Origin of the sequence: Rhizobium sp. NPDC090275, assembly GCF_044772225.1 — a bacterium.
Lineage (GTDB): Bacteria > Pseudomonadota > Alphaproteobacteria > Rhizobiales > Rhizobiaceae > Rhizobium.
The window spans coordinates 370141-388919 of sequence record NZ_JBIVYL010000001.1 but is presented as its reverse complement, the minus strand read 5'-3'; the positions used below and the strand labels follow the sequence as shown (position 1 = coordinate 388919).

The 18779-nt window shown below is 64.5% G+C and carries 16 protein-coding genes; 10 read left to right on the top strand and 6 right to left on the bottom strand.

The genetic code is table 11. From position 1 onward, the window contains the following. Window positions 1-28: 28 nt before the first annotated feature. Complete coding sequence (locus ACIQUB_RS01870) at window positions 29-1903, bottom strand: methyl-accepting chemotaxis protein (protein ID WP_402928483.1); 1875 nt, start codon at window positions 1901-1903, stop codon at window positions 29-31. Between the two features lie 191 nt (window positions 1904-2094). Beyond that, entirely contained in the window at window positions 2095-3963 is a 1869-nt protein-coding gene (locus ACIQUB_RS01865; RefSeq protein ID WP_018897368.1) for an ABC transporter ATP-binding protein, read from the bottom strand. Between the two features lie 382 nt (window positions 3964-4345). Here ACIQUB_RS01865 and ACIQUB_RS01860 point away from each other — a divergent pair, with 382 nt between their 5' ends. After that, a complete protein-coding gene (locus ACIQUB_RS01860; protein ID WP_113237321.1) occupies window positions 4346-4807 on the top strand; it encodes a tRNA (cytidine(34)-2'-O)-methyltransferase in 462 nt (153 codons plus the stop codon). A gap of 195 nt (window positions 4808-5002) precedes the next feature. Beyond that, on the top strand, window positions 5003-6649 hold the full coding sequence (locus ACIQUB_RS01855; RefSeq protein WP_113237320.1) for a Na/Pi cotransporter family protein: 1647 nt from the start codon (window positions 5003-5005) through the stop codon (window positions 6647-6649). 3 nt (window positions 6650-6652) lie between these two features. On the opposite strand, the gene ACIQUB_RS01850 is transcribed toward ACIQUB_RS01855, so the two are convergent. After that, window positions 6653-6913 carry a hypothetical protein gene (locus ACIQUB_RS01850; protein WP_018897365.1) on the bottom strand — a complete coding sequence of 87 codons (261 nt, stop codon included), beginning with the start codon at window positions 6911-6913 and terminating at the stop codon, window positions 6653-6655. A 175-nt stretch (window positions 6914-7088) separates the two neighbouring features. Here ACIQUB_RS01850 and hemF point away from each other — a divergent pair, with 175 nt between their 5' ends. From hemF to ACIQUB_RS01835, 3 genes are all read left to right on the top strand, one after another. Continuing rightward, the gene (gene hemF / locus ACIQUB_RS01845) at window positions 7089-8003 is read left to right on the top strand and encodes an oxygen-dependent coproporphyrinogen oxidase (protein WP_047506125.1); all 915 of its coding nucleotides are present in this window, start codon (window positions 7089-7091) and stop codon (window positions 8001-8003) included. A 103-nt stretch (window positions 8004-8106) separates the two neighbouring features. Next, a complete protein-coding gene (locus ACIQUB_RS01840) occupies window positions 8107-8367 on the top strand; it encodes a hypothetical protein (RefSeq protein WP_113237319.1) in 261 nt (86 codons plus the stop codon). Window positions 8368-8520: 153 nt separating this feature from the next. Further along, the gene (locus ACIQUB_RS01835) at window positions 8521-8706 is read left to right on the top strand and encodes a DUF1059 domain-containing protein (RefSeq protein ID WP_047506129.1); all 186 of its coding nucleotides are present in this window, start codon (window positions 8521-8523) and stop codon (window positions 8704-8706) included. An 18-nt stretch (window positions 8707-8724) separates the two neighbouring features. Here ACIQUB_RS01835 and ACIQUB_RS01830 read toward each other — a convergent pair whose 3' ends face one another. The 3 genes from ACIQUB_RS01830 to ACIQUB_RS01820 are packed head-to-tail and all read right to left on the bottom strand — an operon-like array spanning window position 8725 to window position 11245. Then, window positions 8725-9978, bottom strand: coding sequence for a CCA tRNA nucleotidyltransferase (locus ACIQUB_RS01830; RefSeq protein WP_113237318.1), 1254 nt, complete (start codon window positions 9976-9978; stop codon window positions 8725-8727). Then, window positions 9975-10625, bottom strand: coding sequence for a CoA pyrophosphatase (locus tag ACIQUB_RS01825; RefSeq protein WP_113237317.1), 651 nt, complete (start codon window positions 10623-10625; stop codon window positions 9975-9977). The genes ACIQUB_RS01830 and ACIQUB_RS01825 overlap by 4 nt, the downstream gene beginning before the upstream one ends. Next, the gene (locus ACIQUB_RS01820) at window positions 10622-11245 is read right to left on the bottom strand and encodes a DUF1285 domain-containing protein (RefSeq protein ID WP_113237316.1); all 624 of its coding nucleotides are present in this window, start codon (window positions 11243-11245) and stop codon (window positions 10622-10624) included. The genes ACIQUB_RS01825 and ACIQUB_RS01820 overlap by 4 nt, the downstream gene beginning before the upstream one ends. A 162-nt stretch (window positions 11246-11407) precedes the next feature. Here ACIQUB_RS01820 and ACIQUB_RS01815 point away from each other — a divergent pair, with 162 nt between their 5' ends. From ACIQUB_RS01815 to ACIQUB_RS01795, 5 genes are read left to right on the top strand one after another with little or no spacing between them, the layout of a single operon-like run. Beyond that, the gene (locus ACIQUB_RS01815; RefSeq protein WP_018897358.1) at window positions 11408-12418 is read left to right on the top strand and encodes a MoxR family ATPase; all 1011 of its coding nucleotides are present in this window, start codon (window positions 11408-11410) and stop codon (window positions 12416-12418) included. Between the two features lie 22 nt (window positions 12419-12440). Further along, window positions 12441-13361 (top strand): DUF58 domain-containing protein, encoded by a 921-nt coding sequence (locus ACIQUB_RS01810; protein ID WP_113237315.1) that lies wholly within the window; start codon window positions 12441-12443, stop codon window positions 13359-13361. Further along, window positions 13358-16168 carry a DUF4159 domain-containing protein gene (locus ACIQUB_RS01805; RefSeq protein ID WP_113237314.1) on the top strand — a complete coding sequence of 937 codons (2811 nt, stop codon included), beginning with the start codon at window positions 13358-13360 and terminating at the stop codon, window positions 16166-16168. Before ACIQUB_RS01810 ends, ACIQUB_RS01805 begins: the two co-directional genes overlap by 4 nt. Window position 16169: 1 nt before the next feature. Then, a complete protein-coding gene (locus tag ACIQUB_RS01800) occupies window positions 16170-18239 on the top strand; it encodes a hypothetical protein (RefSeq protein ID WP_113237313.1) in 2070 nt (689 codons plus the stop codon). Between the two features lie 4 nt (window positions 18240-18243). Further along, complete coding sequence (locus ACIQUB_RS01795; protein WP_113237312.1) at window positions 18244-18684, top strand: GNAT family N-acetyltransferase; 441 nt, start codon at window positions 18244-18246, stop codon at window positions 18682-18684. The last annotated feature ends 95 nt before the right edge of the window (window positions 18685-18779 follow it).

Genomic DNA, 18779 nt, shown 5'->3' with positions numbered 1-18779 from the left:
GTTTTCAATTGTGCATTATGTCCTGTTCTCAGCCATAGGCGCGGGCAACACGGGCACCCAGCGCACGTGCCGGCGAATGAACCGGCTGGTGGCTCGCCTCCGAAGCGACGCGCATCGCGGCAGCCTGGCTTTCGCTCAGCCTGAACTGCGAGAGAAGCTCGATCAACGCCGCGGCTTCCCGTGCCAGGCTGTGGGTAGCGGCGGTCGTCTGCTCGACCATCGCCGCATTCTTCTGGATGCCCTGATCCATATGGTTGACGGCGACATTGATCTCGCTGAGACCGGTCGACTGTTCACGCGAGGTGCTGACAATCGCCGACACATTGCCATTGATCGCCTGGACCTCAGAGACGATCACGGCAAGCTGCCGGCCGGTCTCGCCGACAAGCTCCACGCCCTGGCGCACCTGATCGCCCGATTTGGTGATGAGCGTCTTGATTTCCTTCGCGGCATTGGCCGAACGCTGGGCGAGTTCGCGCACTTCCTGTGCCACGACTGCAAAACCCTTGCCTGCGTCACCGGCACGTGCGGCCTCGACACCGGCATTCAGCGCCAAGAGGTTGGTCTGGAACGCGATGTCGTCGATAACACCGATGATGTTGGAGATCCCGTTCGAGGAGGTTTCGATGGCTTCCATGGCCGCCACCGCCTGCTGAACGATTGCGCCTGAGCGCTCAGCACCGCTGCGGGTCGTCTCGACCAGTTCCCCTGCCTGTCCGGCTCGGGCGGCCGCATCGCGGACAGCGGTCGTCACCTGTTCGAGCGACGACGCCGTCTCCTCGACCGAGGCAGCCTGCTGCTCGGTGCGCTTCGAGAGATCGTCAGCCGCGGCACGGATCTCGTTGGCGCCGGCATCGATCTTGCGGGCGTTTTCGCCGACCACACGCAGCACACGCTCCAGGCCATGGACGGATTCGTTGAAGTTGCTGCGCAACTGGTCCAGCTGGCCGGCGAAGCTCTGCTCGATGCGGAAGGTCAGATCGCCGTCGGAAAGGCTCTTCAGCCCACGCGCCAGATTGTCGACCGCGAACGACACTTCGGCCGCCTCGCGCGCCTTCTGCTCCTCGCGCGCGATCCGCTCGCTTTCGCTCATCGAGCGGCTGGCTTCCGTTTCATGCTCGAGACGTTCGCGCTCCAGCGCGTTCTCGCGGAAGACGGCAACCGCGGCCGCCATTTCGCCGATCTCATCACGACGACCGGCATAGGGAATGACGGCCTGGTTGTCGCCGGCGGCCAGCGCGTTCATCGACTGCGTGATCGCCCCGATCGGCCGCGTGACGCGAACGAGGCTGAGTACAGCAGCACCGATCGCGAGCAGAACAGCAATCGCCACGCCAGCGATCGTTGCGATCGTCACGACCTGCGTGGTGTCGGCAGCGGCTTTCTTGTCGGTGCCGGCGGCGGCGCGGTTGTCTGAAATCATCCCCTGCAGGATATCACCGGCGTTGTTGCCCATCGGCGTCATCTTTTCGATAACGGCTTTGGCGTCGCTGTTTCGTGCGCTGATGAGCAGGCTGGCGAACTGCTCGCCGAGCTTGTCGTAATCCGCCATGATGCCCTTGAGCTGCTCGAACCGCGGCCGCGGGCCGGCCGATTGCGCGGCTTCGAATGTGGCAACCGCGTTTTCGCGGGCCGCGGTGGCCGTCTTGATCTGCGAAAGCAGTGCCGTCTGCTCTTCGACGCTGAGGGCGGCGGACAGCGCAAGATACAGGCGACGGACGTCGGACATGCGCCGCTCCATCTCCGCGATCATCAGCGACTTGTCCATCCGCAGGCTGATGCTTTCCGCCTGGCTGTTGAGCTGCCACACCGACCGCATGCCGGCGGCACCCTGGACGACGAGGATGATGACGATGAAGGCAAAGAGAGCGGGCAGAAGAATCTTGATCTTGAGAGAGCTCATCACGGGCACCTGAAAAGTTTCAAAGAACGCTTAAGTTGATGAAACCCTTGTGCCAGTCTCCGCTAAACAAAAACTTACCACCAACGCGCGCTTTTATAATCGCCGCAACGAGACCTTGCGGAAAAGCCGCGCTATTATTGATATATGCCAAGTTCCCCCGCTCCACGCGCATGGCGGAGCGGGGGCATGCGTTATTCTGCCGCAGCCTCTTTCTGAACGCCATCCTCATCCGAGTGATCGGCGAGGAAGCCGCCCGACTGGCGGTTCCAGAGATCGGCATAGACGCCACCCTCACCCACCAGTTCGACATGCGAACCGGCCTCGATGATCTTGCCCTTGTCGAGCACAACCAGCCGGTCCATCTCCGTCAGCGTCGACAGACGGTGGGCAATCGCGATGACCGTCTTGCCCTCCATCAGCGCGAACAGGTTCTCCTGGATCGCGGCCTCGACCTCGGAATCGAGCGCCGAGGTCGCCTCGTCGAGCACCAGGATCGGCGCGTCCTTGAGGAAGACGCGGGCAATCGCGATACGCTGGCGCTGGCCGCCAGACAGCTTCACGCCGCGCTCGCCGACCTGCGCATCAAGCGCCTTGCGCCCCTGCATGTCGACAAGGCCTTCGACGAAGTCCCAGGCATTGGCCCGCTTGGCGGCCTCGATAATCTCCGCGTCGGTCGCATCCGGACGGCCATAGGCGATGTTGTCGCGGATCGAGCGATGCAGCAGCGACGTGTCCTGCGTGACGACGCCGATCAGTTCGCGCAGGCTCTCCTGCGAGACATGCGAGATGTCCTGACCGTCGATCGTGATGCGACCGCCTTCGAGATCGTAGAAGCGCAGCAGCAGGTTCATCAGCGTCGTCTTGCCGGCGCCGGAGCGGCCGACCAGACCCACCTTCTCGCCCGCCTTGATGTCGAGCGACAGGTTTTCGATGATGCCCTTGCCCTTCCCGTAGTGGAAGCCGATCCGGTCGTAATGGATCGCGCCCTTCTTCGCCGTCAGAGACGAAGCGCCAGGCTTGTCGGTGATGTCGTGCTCCTTCGTCATCATCTCCATGCCGTCATAGACCGTGCCGATATTCTCGAACAGCGCCGAGACTTCCCACATGATCCACTGCGACATGCCGTTGACACGCATGGCAAGACCGATGGCGATCGCGATCGCACCGACCGAGATGCCGCCGTTCAGCCAGAACCAGATCGACAGGCCCGAGATCACGAACAGCGCCACGCAGTTGTTGATATAGACGGATGCGTGGAACATCGTGACCTTGCGCATCTGCTGGTGCACGGTCTGCAGGAAGCCGTCCATGCCCTCCTTGGCATAGGTCTCCTCCCGGCCCGCATGCGAAAACAGCTTCACCGTTGCGATGTTGGTGTAGCTGTCGACGACGCGGCCGGTCATCAGCGAACGCGCATCGGCCTGCATCGCCGCGATCTTGCGAAGCCGCGGTACGAAGTAGGCGACGATGGCGATATAGACGCCGAGCCATGCGAGGATCGGGATCATCAGCCGCCAATCGGCCGCCGCGATGACCACGATCATCGAGATGAAGTAGCTCACGACATAGACGAAGACGTCGAGGATCTTCATCACCGTCTCGCGCACGGCAAGCGATGTCTGCATCACCTTGGTGGCCACGCGTCCGGCGAACTCATTGGCGAAAAAGGTCATGCTGTGACGCATCAGGAAACGGTGCATCTGCCAGCGGGCGATCATAGGATAGTTGCCGATCAGCACCTGGTGCATGATGACGGAATCCGCCACCGCCGCCAGAGGCAGGCCGATCAGGATCAGCGCGCCCATCCAGTAGAGCTTGTAGCCTTCGGTCTCGAGGAAGGTCTTCGGATCGGCATGCGTCAGCCAGTCGACGATATTGCCGAGGAACTGGAACAGCGCGACTTCGCCGACCGCGATCAGCATCGTCAGCACGGCCATGGCCGCAAGCCAGGGGGCCGCGGGCTTCGTGTAGTGCCAGCAGAAGGCAAACAGCCCCTTGGGAGGAACGCCGGGCTCCTCGGAGGGGAAAGGATTGAGACGCTGTTCAAACCAGCCAAACATGAAAATGCTCCGAACTTCAGCGTTCCTGCCCTCGCCGGCACAGACGCGCAACGGCTTATATGGGCAGTGGACGTTCAAGGGACGAGGCCAACATGGCCGCGCAATGGATTACGAAAGGGAAATCAGAAAGAAAAGGACGCTTTAGGAGCGTCGGGTCGCCATGATCCGCAAGTTGGCGGACGGGAGGCTGACATACGGCAATGTATTCATCTTGGCGCTCCCTTGTTGGCGATTGAAGATATGCACCGATAACGCGAAATTGACGGGTTTTCCAGCCCAAACTTGCCGAAAGCCAAAGATTCGCGCCCAAAAAGCAGGCTGTTGCACCAAAACCGCACTTGCAATAGGTCAGGCCGGACAGAAGCGATCAAACGGGGCGATCATGGCGGACCTCAGAATAGCACTCTATCAGCCCGATATTCCTGGCAACACCGGCACCATCCTGCGGCTCGCCGCCTGCCTCGGCTTTGCCGTCGATATCATCGAGCCCGCCGGTTTCGACATCTCTGACCGCAATCTCAAGCGCGCCGGCATGGATTACATCGCCGCCGCCGCCCTCACCCGCCATGTCAATTTCGAACAGTTCGAGGACTGGCGCAGAACGACGGGCCGCCGCCTCGTGCTCGCCTCCACCAAGGCATCCGGCCGCTACACCGATTTCCGCTTCCACGCCGACGACATCCTGCTCTTCGGCCGCGAAAGCGCCGGCGTGCCCGATCATGTGCACGACACGGCCGATGCCCGCATCCTCGTGCCCATGGTCGAGGGCCAGCGCTCCATCAATGTCGCGGTATCGGCGGCGATGATCACGGGCGAAGCCATGCGCCAGACCGTCTGGTCCTGACCCTGCCACGGAAATGCCGGTTCAGCGGCGCATAATGTCGCGAACGGCGTTGTGAAATCGCCGATCAGGCGTATAATTTTTAGCCGGGCAAACAAAAGATCGGACGATATGCCGATATTTCAATGATTTGCCGCAACCAGAGAGTCGCAAAACGCGCCAATGAAGGCGCCAAGAGATAGAAAAAGACAAGCCCGCATGGAATCCACAATCGTCATGATCAACCTGTTCGGCGCCGTAGCCCTGCTGCTGTTCGGCCTGTCGCAGGTGAAGGATGGCGTATCGCGCGCTTTCGGCGCGCGGCTGCGGACCGGGCTTGCCTCCGGCACCAAGAGCGGTCTGCGCTCGTTCGTCTCCGGTTTCGTTGCGACCATTGCGCTGCAGAGCTCCACCGCGACCGCCCTGATGGTCGCCTCCTTCGTCGAGCGCGAGCTGGTCAAGCCGCGCATGGCGCAGATCGTGCTTCTGGGTGCCAATGTCGGCACCGCCGTCACCGCCTGGATCGTCGCGACGGGCATCGAATGGCTGTCGCCGCTCGTCATCCTCGCGGGCATCGTGCTCTATCGCGGCGGCTCGACGTCACGCCAGGGCGGCGGTCAGGCGCTGATCGGCATCGGCCTCATGCTGCTGTCGCTTCACCTCTTGAGCAGCGCCACCGAACCGATGCGCCAGTCGCCGGCGCTCTCGGCCTTCATCGGGCTGCTCGACAATGCCTGGCCGGTGGCGCTCGCCTTTTCGGCCTGCATCGCCTTCATCTCCTCTTCCAGCCTCGCCGCCGTCGTCCTCATCCTGTCGCTGGCCTCGACAGGCATCCTGTCGGCCGGCCTTGTGATCGTGCTCGTGCTGGGCGCCAATCTCGGCGGCGCCATCCCGCCCGTCATCGCCTCGCTTTCAGGCCCGGCCTCAGTCAAGCGCGTCACGCTCGGCAATCTCATCGTGCGCGCCATCGGCTGCCTGATCGCGCTGCCGCTCGCCGGCTTCGGTGCCGATCTCCTGGAGACCCTGCCGCTGTCGCCAGCCAAGCTGCCGGTCGACGCCCATCTCGGCTTCAATCTCCTGCTCGCGGCTCTCGCCTGGCCCTTCTCGCGCCTGCTGTCGCGCCTGATGCTGAAGCTCGTCCCCGAGGACGAGCAGGCCGACAACGCCCCGCGCTATCTCGATCCGCAGGAACTCTCGACGCCGGTCGTGGCGCTCGCCAGCGCCACCCGTGAAGTGCTTGGCGTCGGCGACCTGATCGAGCGCATGCTGCAGCGCGCAGCCGACGCCTTCGAGCGCAACAACATGTCGAAACTGACCGAAATCGCGAGCCTCGAAAAGCGCGTCGACAGCCTGCAGCAGGAAGTGAAGATCTACCTCTCCAAGCTCGGCCGTGGCAACCTCAGCGAAGAGGACGGACGCCGCTCCATCGTCATCATCGACTACGCCATCAATCTCGAGCATATCGGCGACATCATCGAAAAGGGCCTGCTGCCGCAGGTCGCCAAGAAGGTCTCGCTCGGCCTGAAATTCTCCGAGGACGGCTACGAGGAGCTGAGCAAGCTCTTCCACCTGACGCTGGAGAATCTCCGCATCGCCCAGACGATCTTCGTCACCCGCGATTTCAATCTCGCTCGTCAGCTGATGGAAGTGAAGGTGGAAGTGCGCCGCATGGAGAAGCAATCCTCCGAGCGCCATCTGGAACGCCTGCGCGACGGCCGCGCCGACAGCCTGCAGACGAGCTCGCTGCATCTCGACATGCTGCGCGACCTGAAGCGCATCAACGCCCACATCGTCTCGGTCGCGCATCCGATCCTGGATGAAAGCGGCCTGCTGATCGAAAGCCGCCTGCGCGACGCCGCCGAATAAGCCTCAATCGGCCGATGGCAAACGCCGCATGGTGAACTCGATCTGGTCGCCATCGAGCTGCCGCCAGCTCTCGACTTCGGTCCAGTAGGCGGCCTTGGGATATTCGTCGAACCACTCGCGAGCCTTGGCGCGCGCATCGAGCAGCGCCAGGCAATAGGTCTGCCGCACGAACCGGTCGTTCTTGCGCGGCGTACCCTCGGCCCGGTGCTTGGCAATCCTTCGTTTCAAGCCGTCAAATGACGGCGGTCCTGGGATCTTCGTCATACAACCTACCTCTAATGGAAAGGTAGTATCGACGCCTGAATATTGCGAGTCGAATCTGAAGCCTGCTCACCAACGCGGTTGGGCTGTTGGCGCTATGCCAAACGACCTGCTATCAGGGGCGATTGAAGCGGGCATGACTCGAATTTTGCCCGCGCGCGTACCGGAGACGACGACTATGGAACGACCCGAACTTCCGATCGGCCTGCCCGCGGATATCGAGGACAAGAAGGAGATGGCCCGCACCTGGTTCGAGGGCCTGCGCGACCAGATCTGCGCCTCTTTCGAAGCGATCGAGGATGAGCTCGCAGGACCGCTTTCCGATCGTCAGCCCGGCCGCTTCGTCGCCAAGGACTGGAAGCGCGAGAACGGCGCCGGTGGCGGCGGCCGCATGTCGATGATGGAAGGCCGCGTCTTCGAAAAGGTCGGCGTCCACACCTCCACGGTCTACGGCGAATTCAGCGCCGACCTGCGTGCCCAGATGCCCGGCGCCAAGGACGATCCGCGCTTCTGGGCCTCCGGCATCTCGCTGATCGCCCACCCGGTGAACCCCAACGTCCCCGCCGTGCACATGAACACCCGCATGGTGGTCACATCGAGCCGCTGGTTCGGCGGCGGCGCCGACCTGACGCCGGTGCTCGACCGCCGCCGCACCCAGGAAGACGACGACACGCGTCTGTTCCACAAGGCGATGGAGATCGCCTGCCGCAGCCACGCCGGCGTCGCCGATTACGACGCCTACAAGAAGTGGTGCGACGAATACTTCTTCCTCAAGCACCGCAACGAGTCGCGCGGTGTCGGCGGCATCTTCTACGACTGGCTGCATTCGAGCGAGGAAGCGGGCGGCTGGAGCGCCGATTTCGCCTTCACCCGCGATGTCGGCCGCGCCTTCGCCATGGTTTATCCACGGATTGTTCGCTCCAACTTCAATAAACAGTGGACAGAACAAGATCGTGAAGAACAATTGATTCGCCGTGGGCGATATGTCGAGTTCAACCTGCTATATGACAGAGGAACGATCTTCGGCTTGAAAACGGGTGGGAATGTCGAGTCCATTCTCTCATCGCTACCCCCCGCCGTTCGCTGGCCGTAACTGGGAGGAAAGATCGGTAAAGTTGATCGTGAGAGGCTTTTAATAAGCGGACCGGATACCCATTTCATAAATGTACGCGTTCAACAATCGGAGGAGGATTGTCATGACGATACAGAGTGGAACACCGGCGGCGGCAGGTGTCCAACAGCCACCCCGCCCAATCGACACACCTGAGCTGCTCAACCGGCTGGCCGAAGCGCTGAAAGCCAAGAGCGGTTCCGATCTGCCCCTTTCCTGCTTTGTGGAACAGGTGAAGCTTCAACTCGCCGGCGGCCTGTCCGCAGACGAGCTGTCGCGCCGCACCAAGGGCCAGAACAACAGCGCCCACACGGATTGCTACCGCGCTTGGGCGATGCCCGAGTAATCGGGCTCACAGCCCGGGGAACGGACACATCGATGATCGCTTGAAACATGCGATCCCTACGGCCGGTGCGACAACCGGCCGGAACCTTCCCGTCCCTGGAGCATTCCCATTAAACGCATAAGCGTCATTGAGAACTCAAGTCAGGAGGAGACGATGAGACTTTTCGAATGTGGAACGCTGGTCCCCGGATGCAGCTGGCATACACGCGCAGCCGACGACGCCGAAGTCGTGCGCCGCGCCGTCGACCATATGAAATCCGCGCATGGCGAAACCATCATCCGCGAAAATATGGTCGACAACATCAAGGCCCGCATCCGCAACGAAGCGAACGCGGCCTGATCATCTGACGCGATCGCCTTATTTCACGCGATCTGAAAGCCGGGCGAGCAACGTCGCCCGGTCGGAGGCGAAGTTTTCCTCCACCCACTGATGTTCCAACGCGGCCAGCGTCTCCCCGACCTGCCGGCCCGACGGAACACCTGCCGCCATCACATCCCCGCCATTCACAGGAAAGCTCGGCTTCACCCAAGCCCCGGCGTGATCAAGTAGCTTGTTCAGCCGCGCCGATCGGGCCATCTCGGCCATATCACCCTCAGCCTTCCCGCGCGCCACCGCAAGCGCCAGCTTCAGCCGTGTGATGATGCCCTCGGCGCCGTTGCGATAAAGCAGACGGTCGAAGGCCGCCATCGACATCTCGTCGTTGATGGGTGCTGCATTCGCCCAGGCCTTGAAGACGGCCGCTTCCGCATTGGCAAACTTCAGCCGCGCCGCCATCGCCTCCAGCCGCTTGGCGTCGGGCGGCACGATCGCGGCCAGCCTCAGCAGCGGATCCGGTGCCCAGCCGAGCGCCTTTTCGGTCGCGATCAGCGCCGGGATTGCATCGATACCCCACTTTTCGGTTTCAGGCAGGATTTCCGTCAGCGCGCCCACGGTGCGCATCCACAACAGCGCGCGCCCCGGATCTTCCGCCAACAACAGCTTGCGCATCTCCGACCACACCCGCTCGGCCGACAGCGTCGAAAGCTTGGAGCGGGCAGCGGCGGCGGCCCGCAACCCATCCGCATCAGGCCGTCCGGACCCGTAGTAGGCGAAGAAGCGGAAGAAGCGCAGGATGCGCAGGTAGTCTTCCTTGATCCTGGTCGCGGCATCGCCGATGAAGCGGATGTTGCGCTTCTCGATATCGACAAGCCCGCCGACGAGATCGACCACCTCGCCGCTTTCGCCCACGTAAAGCGCGTTGATCGTGAGGTCGCGTCGCTCGGCATCCGTCTGCCAGTCCGTGCTGAACGCCACCGTCGCCCGCCGCCCATCGGTCTCGACATCGGCGCGCAGCGTCGTCACCTCGAACGGCTTGCGGTCGATGACGAGCGTCACCGTGCCATGCTCGACGCCCGTCGGCACCGCCTTGATCCCGGCCTGCTTGGCGCGCTCGATCACCACGTCGGGCGTCAGCGTCGTCGCCACGTCGATATCGCTGACATCAAGCCCCATCAGGCTGTTGCGCACGGCGCCACCCACCACGCGCCCCTCGCCGCCATCGGCATTCAGCAGCGAGAAAACGCGCTTTAGCGCCGGGTCGTTGAACCATGCTTCGTGAGCAAGGTTGGTCATGCATAGAGCCTTTCGTAAAGCGTGCGGACGATGCCCGCGGTGATGCCCCAGATCATTCTGGTTTCATAGGGCATGCGATAGAAATGTCGGTCGAGCCCGTCGATCATTCGCTTGTCGCGAATGTGATTGCCGGGCGCCATCAGGAAGGAGAGCGGCACTTCGAAGACGTCGTCGACCTCGTCGGGATTGAGCTTGAGAGCAAAGCCGGGCTGCACCACCGCCAGTACGGGCGTGATGCGAAACCCCGTCGAGGCCAAGTAGACCGGCAGCCGCGCCACCGTCTCGACGAACGAACCCTTCAGCCCGATCTCCTCGTCGGCCTCGCGCACGGCAGCCTGCTCCGGCGTCTCGTCCGCGCCATCGATCTTGCCGCCGGGAAAGGCGATCTGGCCGGAATGCTTGCGCAGTGTCGAGGTGCGCAGCGTGAAGATCACCCGCGCCTCGTCGCCGTCATCGATGACAGGCACCAGCACAGCGGCGTCCCGGAGCTTGAAGGTCTCCACCTGGGCGATGATCTCGGGATTGAGGATATGGTCGCCATGCTCGCGCCACGACAGATCGACCGGCCCGCCCATCTGGTGCATTGCCCGGCGTCTGAATTCGGCTGCGGAATAAAGTGCGCCGTCTCTGGTCTGAACTTCTATCATCGCGACAGCGCATCCAGCTCGGCCGCCGGCATCACGGGAAAGGTCTCGCCGTCCGAGCGCAGGCAGAACATCTCGATACCGTCGACATCGATTGTCTCGCCAAGCTCCACCAGCTGGTACATGACAGCCCGCGACACCAGCGCCTCCAATCGGCCGCGCACGTGCAGGTATGGCTTCAACTCATTGTTATCGCCGTGGATGACAAACCTGATCGGATGCGCCTTGCCAGCCTCGATGACATCGCCGACATTGGTGCGAAAGGTCAGCACCGCCTGCCCGTCCCTGACGGAGGCGTTCATCTCGACAGCGAGGAACGGCGCATCGACGATCCGGATACCGACTTTTTCCACAGGAGTTACGAGGTATGTCTTGCCATCCTCATCCTTGCGCAGAACCGTGGAAAACAGCCGCACCAGCGGCGCCCGGCCGATCGGCGTCCCCATGTAGAACCACGTCCCGTCGGCGCGGATTTCCATGTCGATATCGCCACAGAACGGCGGATTCCATTTCTCGACGGGCGGAAGACCGCGTTTCGCATCGCCACCATCGCCCGCGGCGCGCGAAATCAGCGCGGCCAGATCCGCGGCATCGGTCGCTGCCTTGATCTCTTCGGTTGCCATTGTTCCGTCTCTGTTTGCACTTAACGCAGGAATGTCACGAGATAGTCATTCGAAACGAACTTGTCAGCCCGCAACATCTTCATAACTCTATCGGGTATGAGGCACACGTGTAAAAGTCCGACGATTCGCGACGAATGAGATCAGCCGCTGGAGAGATGCCTGATGGGTATGATGAAGACCGAAGCCCCCCTCGATGAAAAGGCGATCGTCGCCGCAGCAGAAAAAGCGCTTGCCGATATCGCCACAGTGAGGAGCGAGGTCGCCAAGGTGATCTTCGGCCAGGAGAGCGTCGTCGAAAACACGCTGCTCGCCGTTCTCTCGGGCGGCCACGCCCTGCTCGTCGGCGTGCCCGGGCTTGCCAAGACCAAGCTGGTCACCACGCTCGGCGAAGTGCTCGGCCTCGGCGCCAACCGCATCCAGTTCACGCCCGACCTGATGCCGTCTGATATCCTCGGCTCCGAAGTGATGGACCAGGACGAGACCGGCCGCCGCTCCTTCCGCTTCGTCAAGGGTCCGGTCTTCGCCCAACTCCTGATGGCCGACGAAATCAACCGCGCCTCGCCGCGCACCCAGTCGGCGCTGCTGCAGTCGATGCAGGAGTATCACATCACCGTCGCCGGCCAGCGCTACGACCTGCCGACGCCCTTCCACGTTCTCGCCACCCAGAACCCGCTGGAGCAGGAAGGCACCTATCCGCTTCCCGAAGCCCAGCTCGACCGCTTCCTGCTGCAGGTGGACGTCAACTATCCCGAACTCGCCGCCGAACGGCAGATCCTGCTCGACACCACGGGGCTGGCCGAAACCAAGCCGCAGGCCGTGCTGAGTGCCGAACGCCTGATCGAGATCCAGACGCTGATCCGCCAGATGCCCGTCAGCGACAAGGTGGTCGATGGCATCCTGGCGCTCGTCCGCTCCGCCCGCCCCGGCCAGGGCAACGCCGCAACCGACAAGAACGTCGCCTGGGGCCCCGGCCCGCGCGCCGGCCAGGCGATGATGCTTTGCGCCCGCGCCCGAGCGCTCTATGAAGGCCGCCTCGCCCCGTCGCTCGACGATGTCCACGCGCTGGCCGAACCCGTGCTGCAGCACCGCATGGCGCTGACCTTCGCCGCCCGCGCCGAAGGCATGTCGGTGCGCGATGTGATCGCCGGGCTGGTGAAGCAGGCCAAGGGCTAAGCTCAGGAAGGAAGCCTCTCGCGTGGCATCGATCGGACAGACCGTCACTCCGACCCCAGGCAGCGATGCCCTTGCACGTGCAAGGCAGCGCGCCAGCCTGCTGCCGGATTGCCTCGTCGAGGCCAAGCGGATCGCCAACACCGTGATCGCCGGCTGGCACGGTCGCCGCAAGCGTGGGATCGGCGAGAATTTCTGGCAGTTCCGACCCTATAGCGAAGGCGAGAGCCTGGCGCGCATCGACTGGCGCCGCTCGGCCCGCGACGACCACACCTATATCCGCGACCGCGAATGGGAAGCCGCCCACACCATCTGGCTCTGGGCCGACATGTCGCCGTCGATGATGTACAAGTCGACCTTCGGCAGCGTCTCGAAGGAAAGCCGCGCATTCGTCATCATGCTGGCGCTCGCCGAAATCCTCGCCCGCTCCGGCGAACGCGTCGGCTGCCCCGGCGTCATGGAGCCGATCTCCGCCCGCAACGCCGCCGAGCGCCTCGCCGTCGCCCTGATGCACGCGCCGCTCACCGGCGGCCTGCCCGATACCGCCATGATCCGCGGCTCGAGCGACCTCGTGCTGATCGGCGATTTCCTCGACGACGCCGAGGCCGTGATGGCCCGCATCGGCCCGCTCGCCCGCCGCGGCCTGCGTGGCCATGTCATCGAGGTGGCCGATCCCGCCGAGGAGCTGTTTCCCTATACCGGCCGCACCGAGTTCACCGATCCCGAGACCGGCTCGAAGCTCACCTCCGGCCGTGCCGAAAACATCCGCGACGCCTATACACGCGCCTATCTCGGCCGCCGCGATGGTCTTGGCCAGAGCCTGCGCCACCTCGGCTGGACCTTCATCAGCCATCGCACCGATCACCTCGCCTCCGAGGCGCTGGTCGCCGTCCACATGCATCTTTCCGGATTACCAGGCAAGGCAACGCATGGAGGCCAGCTGTGAACGCGCTTCCCTTCGCCTTTGCCTATCCGGCCATTCTCGGCGCCCTTGTGGCGCTTCCCGTCATCTGGTGGCTGCTGCGCCTGACCCCGCCGCGCCCGAAGACGGAAGTCTTCCCGCCGCTGCGCATCCTCGCCACCGTCTTGAAGCGCGAGGAAACGCCGGCGCAAAGCCCATGGTGGCTGACGCTGCTGCGTATGTTGCTTGCCGCAGCCGTCATCCTCGCCATCGCCGATCCGGTCTTCAACCCGCGCACCAGTTCGATCGCCGCGGGCGGCCCGCTCGTGCTCTTCGTCGATAATGGCTGGGCGACCGCGCCCGACTGGGAACGCCGCGTGCAGACCGCCGAGGCGCTGATCGACGATGCCGATAGCGCCGGCCTGCCCGTCGCGATCGCCTTCACCGCCGACCCAAGCAACGATGCCGTCGCCGGCACCGCCGCCGTCGCCCGCGAAAAACTGCGCGCCGCCGAGCCGCAGCCTCTCGTCCCCGACCGCCAGCGCGCCTTCGAGGCGCTGCGTGCGGCGCTGAACGGCGTGCATCCCGGCACGCTCGCCTTCCTGACCGACGGCGCCGCCGCCAACGACAACGACGCCACCGTGCGCCAACTCTCCGACCTGCAGCCGGGCCAACTGCGCCTGGTCGCCGGCGACGCCGCGCAGACGGTGGCCATTACAGGCGCCAACAACGCCGCCGACGCCATGACCGTCACCGCGACCCGCCTCGACGGCGCCTCGGCCGCCACCCTGCCGCTGACCGCCCAGGACGCGCAGGGCCGCGCCATCGCCTCGGGCTCCGTCTCCTTCCAGCCCGGCCAGTCGGTGGCCTCAGGCTCGATCACCGCCCCCTTCGAGATGCGCAACGACTTCGCACGGCTCAGCATCGACAACCACGCAACGGCCGGCGCCGTCCACCTGCTCGACGACGGCTTCAAGCGCCGCCGCGTCGTGCTTCTGTCCGGCGAGGCCAGCGACAGCTTCCAGCCGCTGCTGTCGCCGCTCTATTACATCCAGCGCGCCCTGCAGCCCTATGCCGACCTGATCGAACCGAACGCCCCCGATCTCGCCACCTCCATTCCCGATCTCCTGGCGCAGAACCCCTCGGTCATCGTCATGGCCGATATCGGCCGTCTGCCGCAGGAGACCTATGACCCGCTGCAGCGCTGGATCAACAATGGCGGCACGCTCATCCGCTTCGCCGGCCCGCGCCTCGCGGCCGCCCCTGCCGACGATCCACTGGTGCCGGTCACGCTTCGCCAGGGCGAACGCGCGCTCGGCGGCGCGCTCTCCTGGGCCGAGCCGCAGCAGCTGGCCGAATTACCCAATTTCGGCCCCTTCGCCGGCATGGCGCGCCCGACCGACGTTACCGTCAAGCGCCAGGTGCTGGCCGAGCCGACACCGGATCTCGCCGAGCGCACCTGGGCTAGCCTTGCCGACGGAACCCCGCTGGTAACGATGAAGCCGATGAATGCGGGCCGCATCGTGCTCTTCCACGTCAGCGCCGAGGCCACCTGGTCCGATCTGCCGATCTCAGGCAATTTCGTCGAGATGCTGCGCCGTTTGGTGCAACTGTCGCGCTCCGGCGGCGTCACCTCGCAATCCGGCGGCGCCACAACTGCCGAGGCCCTGCCACCCTTCCGGCTCCTGACCGCCAAAGGCGCGCTCACCACCGAGACCGGCGCCGCGCGACCGCTGATCCCCAACGCCAAGGCCGCCCCTCTCGCCAGCTTCGAAAATCCGCCGGGCCTTTATGGCTCCGAGGAAGGGTTCACCGCCTTGAACGTCTTGCCCGCAAACGCCGAACTGAAACCTCTCGATGCCTCGGGCGTGACGCTGGTGCGCGAAGGCCTGATCGGCGGCGAGACGTGGTCGGCCAAGCCCTCGCTCTTCCTCATCGCCTTCCTGCTCCTGCTTGCGGACAGCCTGATCGTCATGTTCATGAGCGGCGCCTTCTCGCGTCTGCGCCCGGCCGCCCGCACGGCGGCGATGATTGCGGTCGCCTTTAGCGCCGCCTTCCTGGTGCAGCCCGGCCAGTCGCGCGCCGATGACAGCAAGCCCGGCGACGAGCAGATCTTCCAGCGGCTCGACAACACCCACCTCGCCTATGTCGTCACCGGCGAGGCGGAGGTCGATCGCATCTCCGAGCGCGGCCTCGAGGGCCTGACGGAATATCTCACCTTCCGCACCACGCTGGAACCCGCCGCCCCCGTCGGCCTCGACCTCACCAAGGACGAGCTCTCCTTCTATCCGATCATCTACTGGCCGATCTCGGCCACTGCGCCCATGCCGTCGGCCGCCTCGATAAACCGCATCGACGCCTATATGCGCGCCGGCGGCACCGTGCTCTTCGACACCCGCGACCAGTTCAGCGCGCTCGACAACAGCGGCGGCAGCAGCGCCAATGGCGAGCGCCTGCAGCAGATCCTCGCCAATCTCGACATCCCGCCGCTGGAGCCGGTCCCCTCGGACCACGTGCTGACCAAGTCCTTCTATCTTCTGTCGAGCTTCCCCGGCCGCTATGCCGGCAGCCCGCTGTGGATCGAGGCGCGCCAGGACAACCGCTCCAACAACGCCAAGTCTGCGGCAACAGCGGATGGCGTCTCGCCGATCCTGATCACGGGCAATGATTTCGCCGGCGCGTGGGCCGTGGACGACAATGGCGTCCCGCTGCTGCCGACCGTGCCCCCTGACGAGGCGCAGCGCGAATACGCCTACCGCAGCGGCGTCAACATCATGATGTATATGCTCACAGGCAACTACAAGACCGACCAGGTCCACATCCCCGCTCTCCTCGAACGGCTGGGGCAGTGACATGACGGTTGATTTCGCGCCATTCATCCCCTGGCCGCTGCTTGCCGGCCTGACCGTCATCGTCGTCGCCATCGCAGCGCTTGCCATCTTCAGGGGCGTACGCGGCGCCTGGATCCGCACCGTCGCGGCGCTGGCGCTTTTGGCAGCGCTTGCCAATCCGCTGCTGATGCAGGAGGACCGCGAGCAGCTTTCGACTGTCGTCCCCGTCATCGTCGACCGCAGCCAGAGCCAGCAGACGCCCGAGCGCATCAAGATGACCGACGACGCGCTTGCCGCGCTGAAGGACCGCCTCGCCCGCTTCCCGAATGTCGAGCCGCGCTATGTCGATGCCACCGAGCCGGAAGATTCCGACGCCCCCTCGACGCGCCTCTTCAACGCGCTGTCGGCCGCCGTCGCCGACGTGCCGCCCGCCCGCATCGGCGGCGCCATCATGCTCACCGACGGCCAGATCCACGACGTGCCCGGCGTCAATCAGGCGCTCGGCTTCGACGCCCCGATCCACGGCCTGATCACGGGCAAGGCCAACGAATTCGACCGCCGCATCGAGGTCATCAAGGCGCCGCGCTTCGGCATCGTCAACGAGGAACAGCAGCTGGTGCTGCGCGTCTTCGACGACGGCCCGAGCCCCGGCGGCACCGCCGACGTGACGGTGAAGCTCAACGGCAACGAGATCGCCACGCTGCAGGCAACGCCCGGCCGCGATACGCCCTTCTCCTTCAAGGTCGAGCGCGGCGGCAGCAACGTGCTGGAATTTTCCGTCGCCGCCCTTCCCGGCGAAGTCACGCAAGCCAACAACCGCGCCGTCCACGTCATCGACGGCATCCGCGAGAACCTGCGCGTGCTGCTGGTCTCCGGTGAGCCGCATGCCGGCGAGCGCGCCTGGCGCAACCTGTTGAAATCCGACGCTTCCGTCGATCTCGTCCACTTCACCATCCTGCGCCCACCGGAAAAGCAGGATGGCACGCCGATCAACGAACTGTCGCTGATCGCGTTTCCGACCCGCGAGCTCTTCGTCGACAAGATCAAGGATTTCGACCTGATCATCTTCGACCGCTACCAGCATCGCGGCGTGCTGCCGATCCTCTATTACGATTACATCGCGCAATATGTCGAAAACGGCGGCGCATTGCTGATCGCCGCCGGTCCCGAGCACGCCGGCCCGGATTCGATCGCGCTGACGCCGCTCTCCTCGGTTCTCCCTGCCGCCCCGACCGGCCAGATGGTCGAAAAGGCCTTCTATCCGCGCCTCTCCGACGAGGGCAAGAAGCACCCGGTCACCCGTGGCCTCGACGGCTCCACCGACGAACCGCCGCATTGGGGTCGCTGGTTCCGCTCGGTCGGCGTCGAGCCGCCACAAGGCGAAACCGTCATGGTCGGCGCCGACAACAATCCGCTCTTGGTGCTGAACCGCGCCGGCCAGGGCCGCGTCGCCATGCTCCTGTCCGACCAGGGCTGGCTTTGGGCCCGTGGCTTCGAAGGCGGCGGCCCGCACGTCTCGCTCTATCGCCGCGTCGCCCACTGGCTGATGAAGGAACCGGCGCTGGAAGAAGAGGCGCTCACCGCCCGCGCCTCCGGCCGCACGCTCGAGATCACCCGCCAGACCATCGGCGACAATCCCGGCAACGCCACCGTGCGCTACCCCTCCGGCAAGACCGAGACGCTACCGCTCGTCCAGTCCGAGCCCGGCCTCTTCAAGGCCGAGAAGCGCATGGACGAAATCGGCCTCTTCGAGATCCGCAACGGCGAGATGAGCACGCTCGTGCATGTCGGCGCCGTCGATGCGCCGGAGTTCAAGGCAATGATCTCGACGCCTGACGTGCTGAGGCCGATATCGGACAAGACGAGAGGCCTCGTCGCCCGCGTCTCGGATACCGACGGCAATGTCGAGATACCACCGATCCTGCCGGTGCGCGGCCAGATCCGCGTCGCCGACAACGACCGCATGCAGATCCGCCTGACCAACGAGACGGTGCTGAAGGGCATCAACACGCTGCCGCTCTTCGCGGGCTTCGCCGGCGTCGGTATCCTGCTGCTCGCCTTCGGCGCCATGTGGTGGCGCGAGGGCCGCTGACGCGATGCCGCAACTCGAACTGACCACCACGCCCTCCCCCGATGACCTCGCGGTCATCGGCGAGACCCTCGCCGCCTTCAACCACGCCGACGTCGGCCCGGCCGATCGCCAGACGCTGGCGGTGCTGATCCGTGATGAGGATGGTACGGTGATCGGCGGCCTCTCCGGCTACACCGCCTGGGGCTGGCTCTTCACGCAGCTGCTCTTCATCCCCGAAAACCAGCGCGGCGCCGGCCTCGCCGGCCGCCTGCTCTCCATGGCCGAACACGAAGCCGCCAATCGCGGCTGCCACGGCGCCTGGATCGACACCTTCAGCCCGCACGCGCTCAAGGCCTATCTGAAACAGGGATACGAGATCTTCGGCGAACTGCCGGAATTCCCGAAGGGCCGCACACGGACGTTTCTGCGCAAGGCGCTGGTGCCTTCTGATACTGGCGCCAAATAGCGGAGCCTGTCGCTCGCCTTAGAGATGAGCGATCTTGGCCTCGACCTCGGTCAATCGCGACTGAACCTCTTCCGCGATGCGAGATGCATGCGATG